We start from the raw sequence: 23004 nt of genomic DNA on the forward strand, positions 1-23004 counted from the left end.
AAAAAAAAGCCATAATTGAGTTTCTCACAAAATTTTTCTCACAAAATTTTCTCAATTATGGCGAAAGCAAAGTATGCTTCTAGTGGTAAAGTTACAAAATTAGTTAGTGTTTTATCTTCTCATTTAAAAGGGTTTCATTTAGCCCGAGTTCAATTTATAGGTCTTTTTGTAATAGCTGTTATAAAGGTAGGTCTAGGAGGTTTAATTCAAATTGCAACTGCGTTTGAAAGGAATGTAGAATACAGTTCTTCTTTACGTCGTATAGAACGCTTTTTAAATTATTATGAGCTTGATTTTCAAGCAATTACTAATTTGATTATTTCCTTAGAAGGCATTGAACAATGGGAAAATATCGTACTGTGTTTGGATAGAACGAATTGGAAAGTTGGAAAAGAGCATATTAATATTTTGCTTCTCTCAGCAGCTCATAAAGGGGTATCTATTCCTCTTTGTTGGTCTGTACTTTCGAGGACAGGAAATTCAGCTACTCAACAACGAATTGATTTGATAGAAGATTTCTTAAATCAATTTCCTAATTTATCTATTACTGCTCTTGTAGCAGATAGAGAGTTTATAGGTAAAAAATGGTTTTTCTATTTAGCTACAAAAAAATTTGATTTTGTAATGCGTATAAAATCTAACTTTAAAGCTACTAGAAAAGGGAAAACAAAGTCTATTGTAGCATGGTGTAGAGGGCTTTCGATTTCAGAAACCTATCAACTAGATGGAACATTTGTAGTCAATGAAGCAGAGGTATATTTATCTGTAAGTCGAACACAAAAAGGATATATTTATTTAGCATCACCTGTTTTATTGGATAATATTTTTGAAATTTATAAACAACGTTGGGAAATCGAAACGTTGTTTAAAGCACTAAAATCACAAGGTTTTAACTTAGAAAATACAAAATTAACAGAACCAAATAAAATAGCTAAATTAATTGCTTTGTGTTCCATTGCCTTTGTTTGGTGTTACAAAGTAGGAGAATGGAAACATAAAAAAACAAAAATAAGAGTCTGTTCAAATGGATATAATGAATACTCTTTTTTCAGATATGGATTAATAGAAATTAAAAAAATACTCAATAATCCAATGACTAGTGAAACTAAATTTGATCAAAAAATTAAAGTTTTGTCAATGGAGTAAGAAAATTAGCTTAAACAGAAAAAGAAAAAAATTAAGTATGTTATGTTTAGAAAAACGAATAATTGTTTGAATAAATGGCTTTCTATTTAGATTTTTGGCTAAATTGAATAAATTATATGCCCAGACTTTATATAGCTATAATTTAACTGGCTAAATTAACTTGAATCTATGCGTAAGAAAATTAAAGAACGAATCAAAAAAACTTCTCACAATATTCGTAATCATAAACGAGTAGAGGGTTTTGAGCGTTTTTTAGAAAATATTTACTTTAGAAAAAATCCAGAGTTTAATTTATATCTAATTTTAGGGATTTTTTTTTCTAAGATACAAAAGGATGCTGTCCCAGACAGAGCTAGTGGAATTGCTTTTAATCTTACCTTAGCTATTTTTCCATTTGTTATCTTTTTGTTTACTCTCATTCCTTACTTACAAATTCCAGATTTAGAGGAACGCATTTTTACAGAACTCAATGCGATTGTGCCTAATGGAATTTATGCTTTTATAGATACCACTATTTATGATATTGTCAGCAAACAACGAGGAGGGCTTTTGTCTTTTGGTTTTGTGGCTGCTCTTTTTGCTGCAACAAGTGGAACAATCGGATTTATGGATGCTTTTAGCCGTTCACAGCGAATTATTGATAAGCGAAATTTTATTAAAAAAAGAATTACTGCTCTAAGTCTAACACTTATATTTACAGTTCTTTTATTACTAACTATTGTTTTGATTATTGTAGGAGAATATTTACTCAATTTCTTGATTTTTCATGGTCTTTTAAGTGAAAATGGTCTTTATTATAGCATTCAAGTGTTGAGATATATTTTTGCATTTTTGATTATTCTCCTAACGCTTTCCATGTTGTATCGTTTTGCTCCTGCTCTCAAAATTCCTTGGAGAACGTATGGCGTAGGTGCAGTTTTGGCTTCTCTTTCTTGTGTTTTGGTGTCGGTAGGTTTTTCTTCTTATATCAATTATTTCAATACCTATAACCGTCTATACGGCTCTATTGGCACTTTTATAGGGTTTATGTTTTGGCTTTTCGTAATCTCTCTTGTTATTTTATTTGGCTTTGAGATAAATGTAAGCATAGAAAAGGCTAGAAAAATAGCTGTTCGAAGGTATAGAGTTTGGAAAGAGAGTCGAACTAAAAACTTAAAGATGAACGATAAAGAAGAAGAGGAAAAAGAAGAAAAAATAATCAATGAAGCACAAGATGCAAAGTCAGAAGAGCAAGTAGAAAAAGAAGTAAAAGATGAGATTAAAAAAGAGGTAGAAAATCAAGCGAAATCATCAGATTAGGAATAAAAAACAATCCCAATGTACAAATAGGCTTTTATTCTACAAAAAAATACTCTTGCCAAGTAGAAAAAGCAGGACGCTCTTTTCCATCTTCATCTAAAAGACCTGTATCTCTCCAAATCAAACCCAAATCTTGAGTATCTTCTGGAAAAAATTCTAATAACCTATCATAATCTCTGTGCGCCCACCAAATGACAAATTCATAGTTTTGCTCTTGTGCATTTTCAAGGAGTGTTTCTAAATAAATATTTTGTTCTGTTTCAGAAGAAGGAATAAAAATATCTAAATTAGGAATCGATAAATCTTGCGCTATCGTATTAGTTTCAACAAAGGCAATAGGCTTTGAAGTTTGGGAGTGTAGAAAGTCAAAAGCACCTTGAAATTCTTCTTTTGTGTGTTTGTTCATAATGAAAGCATAAAAACTAATCGCCAAAAAATCAGATTTACTACTATATTCTCTAATCTCATTTACAAAATCTGTAGGCTGCTGATACCAATTATGTAAGGTAAAAGATTCGGCTACTTTTAAAGTAGGATATTTTTCTTTCAAACGAGTTCGTATTTTATCTCCTAGCTGTTTGTATTCATTCCACTTACTAATGCTGTTCTTTTTCAGTTCATTTACTTCCATTGCCATCACTAAATAATCAGGCGAAAATCTATCTACCAAATACTCCAAATAACGAAAATAACCATTTTCTATATGTTCGTCTGTAAGTGAGTTATAAGCAGGAACTTTCCCATCATAATCTTCTTGCAAATCAGTACGAACAGTATTCAATATACTTACAGAAAGAAGCAACTCATGGCTATTTATCCTGCGACTAACTTTTGAATCTATCTCATCAGTAAAAGCTGTTGGAAGTTCAGTCTGATTTATAAGAGCCTCCCAAGGAATCGTATTATCTATATGTTCCGAATAAATATCAGCATTTTTTTCAATAAAATTATAAGTGCCATTAACAGATTCTATACTAAACTCATACGGAAAAGTAGTGAAGCCCATTTTATAATTTCGTTTCTCGGCTTCTACATTATCTTTACTACAAGAAATTAAAAATAGAAGAGAAAAAAGTAGTGCAAAGTAGATTTTCATAAGAAAAGTAGATTTAAGAGGTTCTTTTTAAGTAACTTAATCAAATTTGATGCTCATTTCAAGCAACGATTAAATACTTTTTTTGGAAAACTATGAACTATCTATATACTATCCATCAGTGGGAGTTGAAAAGTACACTCAAAATCTAAATTATAGCAAAAGTCTTCCTCCTCATCCTCTTTTATTTGTCCTTTGCCTTTAATATGCATGTTACTCCTACTGCTATCGTAAGCATTAAATTTTAACTGTATTTGTTCGACGAGAAAGCTACTGCCTTCCCAGTAAATTCTAGAATAAGCACACATTGTTTCTAGTTCTTGATTTTTATTAAAATCAATGCCAGTATTTTCTACAAACAGCACAAATGAAGATTCTTTTGCTTCAACATTTAGAATAATGAAACCATCTATTATATCAATTGAAGTATTAATGACTTTAAATATTGAACTTTCTATTTTTAGGTAACTCATACTACTAATTTAGTTTTTTTTATCGGACTTATCTTGTCCCCTACTATTTCTTATCATCAAAGAAAATTTCACTTAGTGTAAAAAAAACACACTTATTTCTAAAAATTTGAAACCTTTATCAAAAAAGTAGCGTTAATAGAACTAAATATCTTATTGTTAAATATACACTAAGATTAAAATCTACCAGCAAGAGAAATTCTATCACCAAATTTACCTTATCATTTTAACTTAACCACAATCACTTATGTCTGACACAAGCCGAGAAAGAGATTTAGTTTTAGCTCCCAACGAATACGCCTTTATTTCTGACCAAACAAAGGGAAATATCAATGTTTATGTAGGTCCTTACAAAACAAGTCTTGCCAATACTGACCGTCCTGTTAGATTTGATGATGCTACCAAGCGTTTTGAGAAATGTAATTTAGAAGATTCTATGCGCTCTTTTGTTATTGCCCCAGAGGGTTGGTATGTAGTCTTGAAAAATCCTTCAAAAGATAATAATCCACCAAAAGTAGGAACAAGTAATAATTTGGCAGAACTCAATGTAGGACGAAAAATAAATATTTCAGGTCCTATTTCTTTTGCGCTTTGGGCAGGACAAATGACACGAGTAATCCGTGGTCATAATCTAAGTTCAAATCAGTATTTATTAGTTCGTGTCTATGATGAGCAACAAGCACGAGAAAATTGGGGTAAATCTGTCATCAAGACAAAAGAAGGAGAAGACAAAGAAGTAAAAGAACTCAAGAAAGTAGCTGAAAGTCTTACTATGGGGCAGCTTCTCATTATTCGTGGCGATGCTGTTTCATTTTACATTCCACCAACAGGAATTGAAGTTGTCAGAGATGAAGATGCTTATGGCGATGAATATGTACGTGAAGCCGTAACCTTGGAGCGTTTGGAGTATTGTATTTTGCTTAATGAAGACGGAAACAAACGCTACATTCAAGGACCAAAAGTAGTTTTTCCAGAACCAACAGAAGAGTTTATTGAGAAAAATGGAATGCGAAAATTTAAAGCCATCGAACTCAATGAAATGAGTGGATTGTATATAAAAGTAATTGCACCATACAAAGAAGGTAAAAAAGAGTACAAAGAAGGTGACGAACTTTTCATTACTGGAAAAGACCAAATGATTTATTATCCTCGTCCAGAACACGCTGTTGTTCGTTATGGAAACAAAGAGCGTCATTATGCCATTGCCATTCCAGCAGGAGAAGGGCGTTATTATCTCAACAGAAAAACAGGAACAGTTGCACTCAAAAAAGGTGCTGCTATGTTTTTGCCAGACCCTAGAGAATTTGTTTTGGTACGAAGAGTTTTGACAGAAAAACAAACCTCACTTTGGTTTCCAAATAACAATGAAGCTATGCAGTACAACATGGCTTTACAAGATATTGCCAAGAATGATAATTTTGTTACTGATTTTGAACTGCAAGAGCAAAACCAAGCTCCACAACGTCCACAAGAACAATTACGCAAGAAAGCAAAGATTTCTGATGAGATGGTAGGCGATGAGTTTAATCGTGATAGCAGTTTTACGCCACCTCGCATGATTACGCTTGATACAAAATTTGAGGGTGCTGTTACGATTGCGCCTTGGACAGGTTATGCTGTTTTGGTGGTCAGTAAGACAGGAAAACGAAAAGTTATTGAAGGTCCTCAATCGTATTTATTAGAGTATGATGAAGAATTAGAAGGCATTGAACTTTCAACAGGAACTCCAAAGACAACTGCAAATTCTATCAAAACCGTTTATTTGAGAGTTTTGTATAATAAAGTTTCTGATGAAATAATGGCAGAATCGGCAGATTATACGCAAGTCAGAATCCATCTTTCATACCGTGTCAATTTCGAAGGAAGTTCTGACAAGTGGTTCAATGTAGAGAATTATGTCAAGTTTTTGACTGACCATATGCGTTCATATATCAGAAATACAGTCAGAAGATACCCAATTATGGAATTTTATGCCAATGGAATTACTATTTTAAGAGATGCTATTTTGGGAGAATCTGACAAGAAAACAGGAAAACGCACAGGAAGGCTTTTTGAAGAAAACGGAATGCGTATCTATGATGTAGAAATTTTGGATATAAGTTTAGGTGATGCGAATATTGAAAATTTACTGGTTTCTTCGCAGCAAGATACTGTTATGCAAACGCTTCGTATTAATTCTGAAAAACGAAAACTAGAGTTTACACAGGAAAGTGAAGCCATTACAAGACAAATTGCAGCGACACAGTCTGAAACTAAACAGAAGTTATACGAATTTCAGAAACAAGAAACCCAAAAACTCTTAGAGGTTACATTAGCCAAAATTGAGAGTGAGATAATGAGCAAAGAGCGTCATTTACAAGCTAGGTTAGAAGAACAAAAATCATTGAATCAAATCAATGATGACGAGCTAATAAGACAAAAAGCAAAAGATGCCGTAGAAATAGAAAAAGCTCAAAAGCAGTTGGAGCAGTACATTTTGGAAGAGCAAACTGAAGTAGAAGCTGTAGTAGCAAAAGCAAAAGCCGTTTCTCCAGATTTGATTGCAGCCTTACAATCGTTCTCTGATAAGGAACTCGCTCAAAAAATGGCTGATTCAATGGCACCGTTGGCTATTTTGGGAGGAAAGTCAATCGCTGATGTCTTTGGAAATCTTTTGAAAGGAACGCAAATTAGCTCTGTTTTGGATAATTTGAAACTGAATGAGAATACGGAAGAGTAAAACCATTATTCTGTAATTTTTCATAAAACCATATTTGACTTTTTTGTTAGATATGGTTTTACTATTTTTAATCAAAAAAAACACTCTACTTTATGGAATTACAAGGAAATATTAATATTCTAACAAAAGATTTTAACTTAGATGAAATCACTCTTTTAGGTGTTAATCTTAATCAAAATAGCAATATATTATTAGACAAACTATCTATAACAGAAAAAGAGATTACTGGGAATAGTTGGGTTAATACACACAACGACGATTTTTATTGTTATAGAACATCAGATAATAAAATTGTAGAATTTTTAATTAGAAAAGAAGGTTTAGACCCTTTGAAAATAAAAGAGGAGCAAGATATTGAGAATTTATTTGGCAAAGCAGATTCTATAGAAAAGAAAAATAGTTGGCATTACTATTTCTATTCTAATAAGAATTTAGTTGTTTCTTGGCATAATAGAGATAAAAAAATATGGGGTATTTATATTGGAAATACTAGAATTACTCCTACAATTTATACAGTCAAAGATTTTTTGGAGATTTATCTTCAATTCGTAGATTTAGTTCCAAAGCAATCCGAATGGAATGAAGAAGCTATTTCTTCTAATCCTCCTAGACTTTATAGATTACAACAACTTAAATCTTTAATGAAAGCCTTTGATATAGGAGAGAATTTATCAAAAGACTTTAAAAATGGAAGCTTTCTAAGAGGTAGAGGTGCATTCGAATATAAATTAATTAATAATGATGTAGAAAAATACGTAGATAATTTAGAATCACAAAGCTATAAAGAACGAAAAAAACGGCAGTTAGAAGATTATAAAATACAAAATGGACGTTCCTTGTCATTTACATTTACAAAATTTCTAGACGTAATAGAACGAGCAGACAACCTTTTAAAAATCAATAGTGGAGTGATGGAAGCTAGTACAATTATGGGAGGATATACTGTAAATAAAGTTTGGGATTTAGCTAATAGCATTGACAAAGAAAAACTAGATGAAGTAAAAGATTTACTATGTTCAATGATAGATTCAGAACAAAAAACCTTTTCACAAAAAATATTAACAGAAAAATACAATTTTCCAGATGTTGACTTAGAAGAAATTGATATGGACTGGTGGTAGATTAGCAATCAGATAATAACTAGCTTTATTAGAGCAAAAGATAGATGAGTTATTGAGCAAAAAGTAATTACAAAATGCCTTTAGTACGAATTTAGATAGTTATGAATATATTCAAATAATTGCTAATAAACATAAAGACCATTTAGAATACACTTCAGAAACATCGCTAGACGCTACAACTGTTATTTTGCTCTTGCTTCGCAATCAAATTTATAAGAATCTCCCCAAGAAGATACAGTTGCATAATTTACTCCTAGTAGAGTATTGATTTCACGTTAAAAAGAAGTATTCATATACATAAAAATTCCCAATACAAATTAATTTGTATTGGGAATTTTATTTTTACATTCTACAAGAGTAAACTAAACTTTCTACTTTACAAAATCAGAAGATGCTTTTGCTGTCAAGTATTCTCTATTCAGACGAGCAATATGTTCTTGACCGATAAGTTTTGGACACTCTGCCGAACATGCTCCTGTGTTTGTACACGAGCCAAATCCTTCTTCATCCATTTGAGCAACCATATTTTCAGCACGTTTTTGAGCTTCTGCTTTTCCTTGTGGAAGAAGTGCCAGTTGTGAAACTTTAGCTGAAACAAAAAGCATAGCTGAAGCATTTTTACAAGCTGCCACACACGCACCACAACCAATACAAGCTGCTGCATTAAATGCTTCGTCAGCAATTTCCTTTGGAATAGGCATTTCGTTTGCATCACGAGCATTTCCTGTATTTACAGAAACATAACCACCAGATTGAATGATTCTATCAAAAGAACTTCTATTGACTGTCAAATCCTTAATAACTGGAAAAGCTGATGCTCTCCAAGGCTCAATAGTGATAGTAGTATTGTTTGGAAAAGAACGCATGTGTAACTGACACGTAGTTACCCCACGTACATTTCCGTGTGGGTGTCCATTGATATACATTGCACAAGAACCACAAATTCCTTCACGACAATCGTGGTCAAAACTTACTGGGTCTTCGCCTTTTCTTACTAATGTTTCGTTGAGCATATCCATCATTTCTAAAAATGACATATCTGTCGAAACGTTATCTAATTTATAGTTTTTAAACTCGCCCTTTGCTTTTGCATTGGCTTGTCTCCAAACTTTTATTTTATATGAATTATGTTGTTCTGCCATAATTTTTATGAATTTCTATATTTAATTGAAAGTATTTTTGCAATACAGACCCTAAGGGTTTTGCAAAACCCTTAGGGTCTAAATGTTATTTGTAACTACGCTGTGTAAGTTTGACATTTTCGAAGACTAATTCTTCTTTATGAAGAACTGGGTCGCCAGTCATAAACTCGCCTTTGCTATCTTTAGGAAACTCCCAAGCAGCTACGTAAGAATAGTTTTCGTCATCACGCTTTGCTTCGCCATTGATTTCGTATTCTTCTCTAAAGTGTCCACCACAAGATTCATTTCTATCCAAAGCATCAATAATCATAAGTTCACCAAGCTCCAAGAAATCAGCAATACGAAGTGCTTTTTCAAGCTCTGCGTTGAGTTGGTTTTCAGTTCCTACTACTTTTACATCATTCCAAAACTCTTCACGTAGTTTTTGTACTTCTGTACGAGCAAGTTTCAGTCCGTCTGCATTTCTTGACATTCCACAGTAATCCCAAATGATACGACCTAATTTTTTATGGATTTCATCTGGTGTTTGCTTACCATTAATGCTCATTACTTTCTTGATTCTTGCCTCAACTTCTGTTTTTGCCTGTGTAAATGCTTCATGCGAAGTATCCTCAATTTTGTAAGGCTGCGTAGCTAAGAAATCTCCAACTGTATAAGGTGCAACAAAATACCCATCTGCCAAACCTTGCATCAAAGCACTAGCTCCCAAACGGTTTGCACCGTGGTCGGAGAAATTCGCTTCTCCAAGAGCATAAAGCCCCTCAACATTTGTCATCAAATTATAATCTACCCAAAGTCCACCCATTGTATAGTGAGGTGCAGGATAAATTTTCATCGGAACTTTATATGGGTCTTCATTTGTGATTTGCTTATACATATCGAAGAGGTTACCGTATTTATCTTCTACATATTTTTGTCCATCTCTTTTAATGGCATCTCTAAAATCAAGATAAACGGCTTTTCCTGTTGCTCCTACTCCTAGCCCTTCATCACAAACATATTTTGCATTTCTTGAAGCCACATCACGAGGAACAAGATTACCAAAGGTTGGATATTTTTCTTCTAAATAATAGAAACGGTCTTTTTCTGCAATTTCAGAAGGATTTTTCTTTTTATCTTCTGGATTACGAGGTACCCAAACACGTCCATCATTACGAAGTGATTCCGACATCAAAGTAAGTTTTGATTGGTGGTCACCTGAAACTGGAATACAAGTTGGGTGAATTTGAGTATAACAAGGATTTGCAAAATAAGCTCCTTTTTTGTGCGCTCTCCAAGCTGCCGTAGCATTACAAGCCATTGCATTTGTAGAAAGGAAAAATACATTTGAATATCCACCAGTACAAAGCAAAACAGCGTGTCCAGCGTGTGATTCGATTTCTCCAGTTACAAGATTACGAGTAATTATTCCTCTTGCTTTTCCATCAATTTTGACAACATCAAGCATTTCTGTACGAGTGTGCATTTCTACTTTTCCTGTCGCTACTTGACGGCTAAGAGCAGAATAAGCCCCTAAAAGAAGCTGCTGTCCTGTTTGTCCTTTTGCATAAAAAGTACGTGAAACCAAAGCTCCACCAAAAGAACGGTTATCTAACATTCCACCATACTCACGAGCAAAAGGAACACCTTGTGCTACACATTGGTCAATAATATTGACACTTACTTGTGCCAAACGGTGAACATTTCCTTCTCTTGAACGATAATCACCACCTTTTACTGTATCATAAAACAGACGATATACACTATCGCCATCATTTTGATAATTTTTGGCTGCATTAATTCCTCCTTGCGCTGCAATAGAGTGCGCTCTTCTAGGGCTATCGTGAAAAGTAAATGCTTTTACATTGTAGCCAAGTTCTGCCAAAGAAGCTGCTGCCGATGCACCTGCAAGCCCTGTTCCGACAACGATAACTGTATATTTACGTTTGTTGGCAGGGTTTACTAAGCGAATATTAAATTTATGTTTGTCCCATTTTTCGCCGATTGAGCCTTCAGGGATTTTTGAATTGAGTTCTGACATAATTGTTTTTTTATATTTTTACAAATGGCTCTATACAAATGATTCAATTTAAACTGAATTATTTGAAAAAACCCTTTAACTATATGATAGTGAATAATTTGTTTGTTCAAAAAGTTTTGAAACTAACCTTAATTTAGAATTTTTCTAAGTAAAAAGCTAATTTTGATTACGTCATTGGTGGAGATACCAACAACGGCAAGACGAAATTATTCTGCTTCAGTTGCTGGTATTTTATCCCATTCTGTATCAGCTTCTAAATCTGACCAGTTAGAAACTTTCCATTCTACGCCTTCTTCTATAGATTTTTTCATTACTATTTCTGCTGCTTCATCAATACTATTCGAAACTCCAAATTGAGCTATCATAGCTAAAGGCATACTAGAAAAACCAACAATAAAAAGAATAGCTAGTCCTTTACTTGCAGCCGAAATAAGTGGTGTATATTTCTTATGTTGAAGACCAAGTGTTTGGAAACCACTTTGGAAACCATGCCAAAGGTGCATACCGACTGCTAACATACTAATGAGATATAAAATAGAGAACCACCATACAGAAAAAGTAGTAGCCACAAGTGCATACAAATTTTTATATGCGTATCCGTCTATATCCATAACAGGAAGCTCTCCTCCAAAATGGTATCTTGACCAAAATTGCGCCATATGCATGATAATAAAAGCAAGTAGGATTGAACCTAAAATACCCATATTACGAGAAGCCCAAGATTTTTCTGCGCTTCCAGTAATTGCATAGCCTGTTGGACGAGCCTTCTTATTTTGTAAAGTAAGAAAAAGAGCTACTAAAGCGTGTAATGCAATAGAGCCATAAAGCAAATATGAAGTGATTTTGATAAGAGGAAATGTCGTCATGAAGACGGCATAAATATTAAAACTTTCACTTGCTGCCAAAACATCTGGATTCAATAATTGAAAATTACCAGACATATGAACAATCAGAAACGTTACTAAGAATAACCCTGTCAAAGACATTAAAACTTTTTTGCCTACGCTGCTTGTCAGGGTGCGTATAATCCAATTCATAGGGAGTTGGTTAAGTTGATTAAAAAATTAATTATAAGGAACAATTACGACCTGTCAAAGCGACGAAGTCAATTAAAAATTACGAATTACGAATTTAATAAACTGGTTGTTAGTAGATTAAAATACAGTATAATGTTTTATTTAATTTTTATTCCTCGGTTGAAAGTTATCAGAATAAATAACGATAAAAGAATATAAAAATAAATCTGTCATTACTGATTTTGTTTATTTCTTTTGTTATTCTATTTCAAGAGTAAATTTCATTTATAAATATTGCTATAAATATACTGTTTAAAAGCCTATTTACATAGTTTTTTATTGAATACATAAAACCTTTTCAAAGGTACGCTACAAAAAATAGCATTGCAATATGTAATAGTAATTTTTGCTTATTTTGAATATTTCTAAATAAACTAGTTACAAAATTGTTAGAATTGAAATTTTATCAAAAAAAACACCCATCATTTTCAATTATATTGAAAGTAATAGGCATTTGAATTTGCTATTTCAGCTTGTTTTCTTGGTATTCTTCTCTTGTTAGGCGATACTGAATTACATCCAAATATTTATCGCCTTTTTTATAATGGTCTTTTAGATGAGCTTCTCTTATCATCTTGTTTTTTATCATAATCTTTCCAGAGGCTGGGTTGGTTAAAAAGTGATTTGCAATAATTTTGTTTAGCTTTAAAGTTTCAAAACCAAACTCAATGATTTTTTCTACTGCTTCACTCACAAACCCTTTACTCCAAAAAGGTTCTCCTATCCAATAACCTAACTCTGCTTTGTTATGTTTTTTATCTAATAAAAGACCAACTCCTCCTATAAATTCCAAATTTTCATCTTCTTTTTTGCGAATAGCAAATTTGTAGGCTTCTCCCGTCTTTTTATCTTGATTAGCCATATTGAGCCAAAAAATAGCATCTTTTTCAAAGTAGGGAAAAGGAATATTTATTACGTTATCTGAAATTTTTGGATTGTTTGCGTATTCGATTATTTTTGGAATATCTTTATAAGAAAGAGAGTTGAGAATTAATCTTTTTGTTTGTAACTCAATATTTTCTAAATTTTGGTCTTTACTGTTCGTCATACTACGAGGTGTTTTTTTGAGTGATAATTTATTTCAATGTATTACCTTTTTTTGAGCAAAAAAAGTTCAGAATTTTAAAACAAGATTAAATAGTTTTACGTTCTGAAAATCCAATGAATAACCTTCTAACAAACCAAATAATTCAATGAATAAGGCACGTGTTATTACCGATTTCGAAAAACTAAATTCTGATTTACAAGAACAAATCAAACTTGTTTATCCAGAAGGATATAGTCAGCACTTAATTAAGTTTCAAAACAAAGATAATCAAACTGTGAGTGCGTTGCGTTTTGAGACAAACGAAAAAATTTATTTAGTGAGAATGTCCGTTGCTATGGCTCTCCAACTTATTGAAGACGATGATGATTTTGATGATGAAGGGTATTTGAAAGAAGAAATCAAAAGTAACTATGAAGACGAACACGCCGAAGTAGATTATCTTTCTGAAAATGATAATTACGATGAGTAACTGATTAAAATATTATTGTAGAGAATAAATTTTGAGTCTGTTTGCACAGTAAAAGCAGCTAATTTAATGTTCTAAATTTATTTATTCACAGAAACAAACAAAACTTATGGGACTTGATATTATTTTTGAGAAAAATGGAAAACAAATAAAAGAAGCTATCAATACAAAAATTGAAGCTCTTCAATCTAGATTAGATAAGAGAAACGTAGAGCTAGACAAAATACTAGACGATAGAGATAAAGTTAGGTCATATCTTTTACGTAATACACTACTAAATAGAGGGCATTATTCTGTTAGTGGAGGAATTTCTACTCTTTATTCTGACAAGCATATTTCTAGTGAAGAAGTAGAAGAGATAAACCAGCTTTGTACGAGAGTTATGGAAATAGAACAAGAAATTTCTAGGCTTAGGCTTGTTCAAAAACATTTAAAAGATGAACAACAATTTCAACTTAGTTTTGAAGATTTGACAGGCTTTGGGTTTGAATAAAGTTGATAAAAACTGAAAATAGAATTGAGAAATTTGTAAAGCCTTTTGAGAAGTATGTTTAAAATAAAAAAGCATTGTTTGTATTGAACAATGATTTTTTATTTTATTCTTCTTGTCTTCAATTCTGCTTCTACTTTATTTATGATTTTTATTTCAGTATCTATAGAACTCAATCGTGAATCAAAATACTCTTTCATTTGTGAAATGAACTTTATGTTTATTTCTTGAGTCTCTTTATTTATTTCTCTAAAATAGTTATCATCAGTATAATTTTTTAGTTTTTTTTCTTTAATAGAAAAAACATTGCCATTGATATAAATAATATCTTCTTCAATATATTTGAATACATCTAAAGGATTATCGTTTTCAAATAAATGGGTGTCTTGAGAAATAGGCTTGTATGCGTTCTGCAAGAGTTTCAATAAAGTACTTACCGATTTTTTCATACTAACTTTAGTGCTTTCTATGCTTTCTAAGTGTTTAGTACGCATTTCCTTTAACTCCTCTATACTAGAGCATTTTAGTACATCTGCAAAACCAATCTTTCTTTTCATAATTAAAAAAAGTGAAAAATGGGGAAGAGAATCATCTTCTTCCCCCTGTAAAATATAAAACCAATTATCCCAAATTCTTCTTCAAATTCAGATTAAATTCTTCTGCCCAGTCTAGTGCTTTCTGATAACCTGCATCTGCGTGGCGAAGTACACCCATAGCAGGGTCGTTGTGCAACACTCTTTTTAGTCTTTCGTGTGCTTCCTCTGTTCCATCTGCCAAAATTACCATTCCAGAGTGAATAGAATATCCCATTCCTACGCCTCCTCCGTGATGGAGCGAAACCCACGTAGCACCACCAGCCGTATTGATAAGTGCATTCAAGACAGGCCAATCTGCCACAGCATCCGAACCGTCTAGCATCGCTTCGGTTTCTCGGTTTGGAGAAGCCACCGAACCACTATCCAAATGGTCTCTTCCAATTACGATAGGAGCTTTTAGCGTTCCATTTTTGACAAGCTCATTAAATGCTAAAGCAGCTTTTTGTCTTTCTCCCAAACTCAACCAACAAATACGAGCAGGTAATCCTTGAAAAGCAATGCGTTCTTGTGCCATTTTTATCCAACGGTGCAACGATTCATTTTCAGGGAATAATTCTAACAATACTTTATCACACTCAAAAATATCTTGCTCATCTCCTGAAAGAGCCACAAAACGGAAAGGACCTTTTCCTTCACAAAACAAAGGACGAATATAAGCAGGAACAAATCCAGGGAAATCAAAGGCATTTTTTACATCTCGTTGGTCTTTTGCTTGTCCTCTTAGATTATTTCCATAATCAAACGTAATTGCACCTCGCTTTTGTAATTCTAGCATTTGTTTTACGTGATGTGCCATTGTATCTAGTGAGCGTTCGGTATAATCTTTTGGGTTTGCATCTCTAAGTGTGTTGGCTTCTTCTACGCTCATGTTTTCTGGGAAATAGCCGTTTAAAGCATCGTGAGCAGAAGTTTGGTCAGTAAGCGTATCAGGTGTGATATTTCTATCAATTAATCTTTGAAGTAAATCAATGATATTACAAACAACACCAATAGATTTATTCTTTCCCTCCTTTTTGTATTCTAATGCTGCATCAATCGCATTATCAATATCAAAATATTTTTCGTCTAAATAACGAGTTTCTAAACGTTTATCAATTCGCCACTCTTCTACTTCGGCAGCCAAACAAACACCTTCATTCATTGTGATGGCAAGTGGCTGCGCTCCACCCATTCCTCCAAGTCCTGCTGTTACGTTCAAAGTTCCTTTTAATGTTCCGTTGTAATGTTGTCTTGCTAGTTCGGCATACGTTTCGTACGTTCCTTGTACAATTCCTTGTGTTCCGATATAAATCCACGAACCTGCTGTCATTTGTCCGTACATCATCAAACCTTTTTTGTCTAATTCGTTGAAGTGATCCCAAGTTGCCCAACGAGGAACAAGCATAGAGTTTGAAATCAAGACACGAGGAGCATCTTTATGAGTTGGTAAAATGGCAACAGGTTTTCCAGACTGAACTAAAAGTGTTTGTTCATCACTCATATTCTTGAGTGCTTTTACAATCAAATCAAAGGATTCCCAGTTTCTTGCAGCTTTTCCAATTCCACCATAAACGACTAAGTCTTCTGGTCTTTCAGCTACATCTGGGTCAAGATTGTTGTAGAGCATTCTCAAAACAGCTTCTTGTTGCCATCCATTTGTATTTAGTTTTGTTCCTGTGGGCGTTGCGCCTTTTTCGGTTGCGTTGTGTATGGTCATGTCAATTACGAATTACGAATTAAAAATTACGATTTGTAAAAACAGTATAAATAATTATTCAAATAAAGCTAATTTACTTTTTTTACTGATAAATTACAATATTCAAATCGTATAGAAAACTTTTGATACTAACGTCTTTTCAATCTTTCTAATAAATCTTCCTTTCGACGAATAGCAATGGGCAACAAACTTCCATCTTTGAGATGAATTGTTCCTCCATCTTTTTTATCTAAAAACTCAAAGAAGTTAAGATTAATCAAATGCGAACGATGTACTCTATAAAAAATACTTGTAGGAAGCATCTGCTCAAAAACTTTTATAGATTGTGAAATAGTAATTATTCGTTTTTCAGTCAGATAAAAAGAAGTATAATTTCCATTTGATTCGCAGCGAACTATTTCATCAATAGCCACCAAGTATATTTTTTCTGCATCTGAAAGAACTATTTTTTGTTCTTGTGTGCTATTCTCATTTTGCTCTACGTTTTCCAAGTTTTGTTTTAAAACTCCTATTTTTTGATTGGTAAAATCTTGAAGAATTTGCTTGTCTTCAATTTGTTTTACAGCTTTTAGAAGTGCTTCTCTGAGTGCCTCTGGGTCAATAGGTTTCAGAAGATAATCCAAAGCACTATATTTTATGGCACGTAGGGCATAATGATCGTGTGCTGTAATGAAAATTACATTGCCGTTGAAAGTTTTTTTATCAATTAATTTTTGTAGAATATCAAAACCTTTTCCATCTGGTAACTCAACATCTAAAATCAATAAATTAGGCTTTTGAGTTTCCAATAACAATAACGCTTCCGAAACACTTGCACCTGTTCCTATGATTTTGTATTGTTTTGATAAAGTAGGAATGACTTTTAATAAAAACTGACGAATAGAAGGGTTGTCATCGACGATAAAAATATCCATTTTCTTAAAGATTATATCATTGGTGGAGATACCAACAATGGCAAGTTACTTGTAAAAATACTTGTAAAAAAGAAATATCTGCTTTGGTAAAATTAAATATTGATTGTAAAGATAACTTCTGTGCCTAAAGAATTTTGGTTGCTATCTACATTATCTATTATTTCATAATCAAAAACATCTTTCATCAGTTTTTTTCGGTCTTGAGTAATTTCTAAGGCTCTTGAAATATGTTGTTTCTTGCGTTCTTGATTCCTTCCTGCTCCGTTATCTTTGATAGAAATTTGTAATGTGTGCTGATTGACTTCAATAAATTTTATGTCTAGTTTTTTGTTTTCTTTATCCGATTTTCGGAGTCCGTGTTCGATGGCATTTTCTACAAAAGGCTGTAAAAGCATTGTAGGGATAAAAATATCTTCAATTTCTAATTCTTCATCTTGATTTTGTGCTTCTTCAATTATCTCAAAATCAAAATCAAGACTAAGTTTCTCTAGGGTAAGATAAGTAGTAAGGAATTTTATTTCCTCTTCCAATGATACTTTTTCTTGATTTGAGCCTTCCAAAACTTGGCGCATCAGATACGAAAAACCTGTAATGTACTTACTCACTTTTTCAGTTTGCTGTTCATACACAAGCATCTGAATAGCTGATAAAACATTAAAAAAGAAATGAGGATTTATTTGCGCTCTTCGCCAACGCAGCTTTGCTTGTTCTTTTTCAAAAGTATCAATGATATTTTTTTGTCTAAAGAATATCCAAACAGCAATAAGAATTATGAAACCTAAAACAACCGAACCAGCAATAATATAATAAGAGTTTTTGAGTTCTAAGTCTTTAATCTTAGCTTCTTGATTGAGCTTTTGGATAGCAGCTTCTTTTTCTTCAGTTTCATATTTTACAAATAAGTTTGCTACTTCTTGTCTTTGTTCTTGAACTTTAAGCGTATCATCAGCTACTTTATATTTTTCAAAATATGCTAGACTTTTTTCAAACTGGTTTTTCTTTTTATAAATTTCAGAAAGATATAATAACGCAACCTTTTTCTTCCCTAAAAATTCTTCTAAAACAGGTGTTAATTCTAAGAGAATACTCTCAGCTTGGTCATATTTCTCTAATTTTATCAATATTTTTGATTTGTCTAAGAGAACTTTATAACGTTGAGGAGCATTTTTCGGGAAATAAGCAAGTGCGCTATCTATAGACACTAATGCTTTATGATACTTTTTAAACTCATATAAACTAGTTGCTTTATAAGTAAATGAAGCGCCTATTCCTTGTTGCATTTTTGTTTGAATTCCTAACTTATAAACAGTATCAGCAAGTGATAAAACTCTTTCATAATTTTCTATTTCTTGATAAAGTTCTGCTAAATTCATATAACTATAAAGTGAAGTGATTTTTGGAACTTTTGAATAAGCAGAAAATGTCTTATAAAAATACTCTTCTGCTTTTGTATAAGCTTTCATTTTCTTATATAAAATTCCTATATTGATATAGGAAGTAGCTAGTTCTGCTTTTGGCTGTTTCTTATCTAACTCTAGAGAAACTAAATAATAATCTAATGCTTTATCTAAAATATTTTTTTTATAATAATAATTACCTAAGTTATTAAGAATACTAATTTTAGCTTTCTCATTCTTCAACTTTTTAGATAATTCTAATGCAGTCTCTAGGTATTCTTTACATTTTTCTAAGTCTTCTTGAATAAACTTTACTATTCCTAAAGTAAGATAACCACTCATTAATCCAAAGTCACTGTTTTTTTTTTTAGAATAGGCTATTACTTCATTTATAATTAATTCTGCCGAATCTGGTTTTGGATAAGCTAATTGTTGAGCCTTCATCAGCTCTGTTGAAATATAAATAGAATCTTTTTGAAATTGAGTCATTTTTTGCTCTTTCAAATCATCATCTGCATAAACAACCGTAAATAAAAATAATGATGAAAAAAGTAGTAGTAGTTTTTTTAAAAAAGAAACAATCATAATGTTCAATAAATAGTGATTAAATATTTTTAACAAATATAGAATTTTTTAGTTGCAAACTCACACAAACTCCGTCCCCTTTCTGACTTTAACAAAAAAATTATATTTTTAAGAAGTATAACACTTATATGTTGTTAAATAGTGGTGGGAATTTTGCAACATACTCTTAAAAATTACAAACGTAGTAATATTATTGTTTTTACGTTCATAGTTACGTTCAAACAGACACTTTTTACTCTCTAATCCTATCAACTAATTACTTTGTTTTCCCCTTTCTACACAATGCAAAAATGAAACAATATTTATTTACCCTTTTGGCTGCATTATTTTTTAACCTTTATTTTTCTCTTCATAGTTCTGCTCAAAGGACTGTTATAGAGAGTGATTCTTTAATTTTAGTAGATATTTATGAATCTACTAACGGTGCTAGTTGGTCAAATACTTGGAAATTAGACCAAAAAATAACGACTTGGAATGGCGTAACAGTACAAAATCAGCGTGTTGTAGGTCTTAATTTAAGCAGACGTAACCTGACTGATAGCCTTCCGAACTCTTTAGGAAACCTTTCTGAATTAAGAAGTTTGAATATTTCTTCTAATAATCTGACAGGTTCTTTAGAGATGCTTACTATGCTTACTAAACTGACAGTTTTTAGCATGGCAGCCACCAACTATAAATCTAGCTATGGAAATGTTCCCTCTATGTTTGGGCAAATGCGCCAACTAACTTATTTAAATATGGCTCAAAATGGATTTACTGCGCCTATTTCAGATACGACAGGTTTTTTCTTATTGACTAATTTGCAAGAATTATATATTAACTCAAATAGCTTTACTGGAACAATGCAAAATCAATTTGGAAATTTTAGAAACCTAAAAAAACTAAATATTTCATCGTGTCGCTTCTCTGGAGCTTTACCTACAACATTGAGACGACTAACTGCTTTGGAAGAGTTCTATTTAGCCTCTAATGCTTTTGATTCTGATTTAGGACAAGTTATTTCAGTAATGCCAAATTTGAGGATTTTGTCAGCAGCTTCAAACAGATTGGGAAGAAATAGAGAATTACCACGTTCATTGTATAATTTGAGCAAACTGACTTATTTAGATATTTCAAATAATGAATACAAGCTTTATATCAGTACACAAATTTCAAAGCTAAAAAACCTTCAAACGCTTTTATTACAAAACAACAAACTTATTGGAGAACTTCCTCCTTCAATAGCTGATTTGTCTAAACTAGTAAATTGTAACTTGTCTAATAATTCATTAGAAGGGAAAATACCTATACGACTTTATTACTTATCTACTTTAAAGATATTAATTCTTGCTCGTAATAAATTTGAGGATACTTTACCTACTGGTCTGAATATTCCAAACTCTCTGACATATTTGGATTTATCTCACAATCTTTTCAATACAGGTTTAATTAGTGGGCAGATTGGAGAAGTCTATTCTTTTGATTTTTTTCCTAACCTAAATTATTTAGATGTATCCTTTAATGATTTAGAAGATTTTGATGAAATAGAATTCTATAAATTAAGAAATTTAAGAACAATAAAATTAAATAATAATAAGCTCAAAGGAAATATTCCTACAAAAATTGCTTCTATTGTTTCTCTGATTTCTTTTGATATTTCTGCCAACAAATTTGAAGGAACTCTCCCTTCTCAAATAGGAAATATGAGTAGTATTCAGACGTTTAGAGCTTCTACAAATAGTTTGGAAGGACAAATACCGAGTTCTTTTTTTGTTCCTTCTTCTACGCTAAGAACATTAGATTTGAGTAGAAATAAGTTTACATCAATAGAAAATATTGATTCTTTAACAAAAGTTCAAACAGTTAATGTAAGCAATAATAAACTGACTTTTGGGGATTTGGAAGGGCATACCGATAAAATAGACAACTTTATATACTCTCCTCAACAAAATATTCCAATTATTCAACCTTGTTATTTGAACGTACAAACAACAGGGAAATATAATCGTTATCAATGGTTTTTTAATGGAGATTCTATCAAGAATGCAACAGATTCGGTTTTTGCAGCTAAAAAAACAGGAACTTATTATGTAAAAGTAAAAAATGATAGTGTTCCTAAATTGATTCTGACTTCTGATAAAGCAGTTATTGATGAGTTTACAGTTCCTGATAATAATTTCCCAAACGAAAACTTCAAAGACACTACTTTTTGCGAACCCTTTGAGTATCAACTTATCGCTACCGAAAAGGGAATTGATTATCTATGGAGTACAGGAGATTCGACACGAAGCATAACGATTTCGGAAGAAGGAATTTATACCGTTTTGGTAGATAATGGCTTCTGTACAGTCGTTGATACTGTCAGGATTAATTTTGCTGGTGTAAAAAATAATATTATTTCTTCGTCTCAACGTGTTTGTAGAGACGAAGTGCCAAGCCTTCTGACAGGCGATTCTTCACTTGTAGGTCATACTTATTTATGGCAATCTTCTATCGATAGTTTGAACTGGACAAACTTGGATAGCTCACTTAATTATCAACCTCAAAACTTATCAATCTCAACTTATTTTAGAAGAAAAGTAACACCTGATACGCTCTGTGATGCAAAATATAGTAATGTTATTTTGATTCAAGTTTCGAATCTGAAAGTAGAAGCAAAAACTACGAATGTTTCTTGTTTTGGTGGAAATGATGGCAAAATTGAACTAGAAATTACTGGCGCATTTGATGGTTATCAGATTTTGTGGGAGAATGGAAATACAAGTAATTCCTTATCAAATCTCAAAAAAGGAAACTATAAAGTAAACGTAATTGATGGTTTGGGCTGTCAAGATTCACTAATAATTGAAATTACAGAACCTCAAGAGCTAGAAGGAATTTTTATTATAAAAGAAGCGAGTTGTAATTCAGAATTAAATGATGGTGCAATTTCGTTATTCATTCAAGGAGGGACAGCACCTTATCAAACCACTTGGACATATCAAGGAACTACTATTGCATCAAACACAAATGAAATTTCGGGTTTAGAACCTAATGAAAATAACAAGTATCAAGTTAGGGTTACAGATGCAAATGGCTGTGAGCTTACTGTATCTGATTTTCTGATTCGTCAGCAACCTGTTGATTCTCGTTTTATGTACGATTATGAAAGTTATTGCAAACTAGAAATTAATCCAAAACCTGCAATTTTGGGTGTACAGAACGGATTTTTCTTTACAGATGATACAGGAATTGAATTAGATTCCTTGAGTGGAGAAATTTATTTGAATAAGTCTTCGCAGGGAACGTATAAAATTGTCTATCAAGCTGATGAGTGTTCGGCTGATACGGTTTTTATAGAAATTAACGAAGATTGTTTTGCTGGGATTCCGAATACATTTACGCCAAATAATGATGGCACGAACGATACGTGGCAAGTTCCATTTTTAGAGCGTTATCCAACTGCTGATGTAGAAATTTTTGATAGAACTGGAAAAATCCTTTTCACTCAAAAGCAAGGTTACAAAAAAGAATGGGACGCACTTTTGAATGGAATGAAACTCGCCGAAGGAACTTATTATTATAGAATAAGAATTAGTGATTCATTAAAACCAATTACAGGACATGTAGCTATTGTTCGATAAAATGCCGTTGTTGGTGTTTTATCGATAGTGACACCAACAATCTCCATCTAAAAACTCATAAAAGGGGATAATAGTTTTTATGAGAAAACCTTGTGTGGAAAAATATCCAGTTAGCACTTATCTA

At 32.3% G+C, this 23004-nt stretch carries 17 protein-coding genes; 7 read left to right on the forward strand and 10 right to left on the reverse strand.

Annotated features, from left to right (window positions below; translation table 11 throughout):
• Positions 1-57: 57 nt before the first annotated feature.
• On the forward strand, positions 58-1146 hold the full coding sequence (locus WAF17_RS07550; protein WP_338760955.1) for an IS4 family transposase: 1089 nt from the start codon (positions 58-60) through the stop codon (positions 1144-1146).
• Between the two features lie 168 nt (positions 1147-1314).
• Positions 1315-2445, forward strand: coding sequence for a YihY/virulence factor BrkB family protein (locus WAF17_RS07555; RefSeq protein ID WP_338768315.1), 1131 nt, complete (start codon positions 1315-1317; stop codon positions 2443-2445).
• Positions 2446-2479: 34 nt separating this feature from the next.
• Here the strand turns inward: WAF17_RS07555 and WAF17_RS07560 are convergent, their stop codons facing one another.
• Both WAF17_RS07560 and WAF17_RS07565 read right to left on the reverse strand, forming a co-directional pair.
• Entirely contained in the window at positions 2480-3541 is a 1062-nt protein-coding gene (locus WAF17_RS07560) for a hypothetical protein (RefSeq protein ID WP_338768318.1), read from the reverse strand.
• Positions 3542-3642: 101 nt separating this feature from the next.
• On the reverse strand, positions 3643-4011 hold the full coding sequence (locus tag WAF17_RS07565; protein ID WP_338768320.1) for a hypothetical protein: 369 nt from the start codon (positions 4009-4011) through the stop codon (positions 3643-3645).
• A gap of 244 nt (positions 4012-4255) precedes the next feature.
• On the opposite strand from WAF17_RS07565, the gene WAF17_RS07570 reads away from it, so the two are divergent.
• Complete coding sequence (locus tag WAF17_RS07570) at positions 4256-6727, forward strand: hypothetical protein (protein WP_338768322.1); 2472 nt, start codon at positions 4256-4258, stop codon at positions 6725-6727.
• A gap of 92 nt (positions 6728-6819) precedes the next feature.
• A complete protein-coding gene (locus tag WAF17_RS07575; RefSeq protein ID WP_338768324.1) occupies positions 6820-7848 on the forward strand; it encodes a hypothetical protein in 1029 nt (342 codons plus the stop codon).
• A 371-nt stretch (positions 7849-8219) separates the two neighbouring features.
• Here the strand turns inward: WAF17_RS07575 and WAF17_RS07580 are convergent, their stop codons facing one another.
• The 4 genes from WAF17_RS07580 to WAF17_RS07595 all read right to left on the reverse strand — a co-directional run bounded on the left by WAF17_RS07580 (position 8220) and on the right by WAF17_RS07595 (position 13134).
• Positions 8220-8990, reverse strand: coding sequence for a succinate dehydrogenase/fumarate reductase iron-sulfur subunit (locus WAF17_RS07580; protein ID WP_338768327.1), 771 nt, complete (start codon positions 8988-8990; stop codon positions 8220-8222).
• An 85-nt stretch (positions 8991-9075) separates the two neighbouring features.
• Entirely contained in the window at positions 9076-11010 is a 1935-nt protein-coding gene (locus WAF17_RS07585; protein WP_338768330.1) for a fumarate reductase/succinate dehydrogenase flavoprotein subunit, read from the reverse strand.
• A 206-nt stretch (positions 11011-11216) separates the two neighbouring features.
• Positions 11217-12047 carry a succinate dehydrogenase cytochrome b subunit gene (locus WAF17_RS07590; RefSeq protein ID WP_338768333.1) on the reverse strand — a complete coding sequence of 277 codons (831 nt, stop codon included), beginning with the start codon at positions 12045-12047 and terminating at the stop codon, positions 11217-11219.
• A gap of 502 nt (positions 12048-12549) precedes the next feature.
• A complete protein-coding gene (locus tag WAF17_RS07595) occupies positions 12550-13134 on the reverse strand; it encodes a GNAT family protein (RefSeq protein WP_338768336.1) in 585 nt (194 codons plus the stop codon).
• A 145-nt stretch (positions 13135-13279) separates the two neighbouring features.
• Here WAF17_RS07595 and WAF17_RS07600 point away from each other — a divergent pair, with 145 nt between their 5' ends.
• Together WAF17_RS07600 and WAF17_RS07605 are read left to right on the forward strand one after the other, a co-directional pair.
• Positions 13280-13603, forward strand: coding sequence for a hypothetical protein (locus tag WAF17_RS07600; RefSeq protein ID WP_338768339.1), 324 nt, complete (start codon positions 13280-13282; stop codon positions 13601-13603).
• A 106-nt stretch (positions 13604-13709) separates the two neighbouring features.
• Positions 13710-14093, forward strand: a complete 384-nt coding sequence (locus tag WAF17_RS07605; protein WP_338768341.1) for a hypothetical protein — start codon at positions 13710-13712, stop codon at positions 14091-14093.
• A gap of 98 nt (positions 14094-14191) precedes the next feature.
• Here WAF17_RS07605 and WAF17_RS07610 read toward each other — a convergent pair whose 3' ends face one another.
• The 4 genes from WAF17_RS07610 to WAF17_RS07625 all read right to left on the reverse strand — a co-directional run bounded on the left by WAF17_RS07610 (position 14192) and on the right by WAF17_RS07625 (position 19278).
• Positions 14192-14647: a hypothetical protein gene (locus tag WAF17_RS07610; RefSeq protein WP_338768343.1), complete on the reverse strand. Its 456-nt coding sequence runs from the start codon at positions 14645-14647 to the stop codon at positions 14192-14194.
• Between the two features lie 64 nt (positions 14648-14711).
• Positions 14712-16382: a urocanate hydratase gene (hutU, locus tag WAF17_RS07615; RefSeq protein ID WP_338768345.1), complete on the reverse strand. Its 1671-nt coding sequence runs from the start codon at positions 16380-16382 to the stop codon at positions 14712-14714.
• A gap of 128 nt (positions 16383-16510) precedes the next feature.
• On the reverse strand, positions 16511-17296 hold the full coding sequence (locus WAF17_RS07620; protein ID WP_338768347.1) for a LytTR family DNA-binding domain-containing protein: 786 nt from the start codon (positions 17294-17296) through the stop codon (positions 16511-16513).
• Positions 17297-17388: 92 nt separating this feature from the next.
• Positions 17389-19278 (reverse strand): tetratricopeptide repeat protein, encoded by a 1890-nt coding sequence (locus tag WAF17_RS07625; RefSeq protein WP_338768349.1) that lies wholly within the window; start codon positions 19276-19278, stop codon positions 17389-17391.
• 290 nt (positions 19279-19568) lie between these two features.
• Here WAF17_RS07625 and WAF17_RS07630 point away from each other — a divergent pair, with 290 nt between their 5' ends.
• Complete coding sequence (locus WAF17_RS07630; RefSeq protein ID WP_338768352.1) at positions 19569-22880, forward strand: T9SS type B sorting domain-containing protein; 3312 nt, start codon at positions 19569-19571, stop codon at positions 22878-22880.
• The last annotated feature ends 124 nt before the right edge of the window (positions 22881-23004 follow it).

Origin of the sequence: Bernardetia sp. ABR2-2B (assembly GCF_037126435.1) — a bacterium.
Classification (GTDB): Bacteria; Bacteroidota; Bacteroidia; order Cytophagales; family Bernardetiaceae; genus Bernardetia.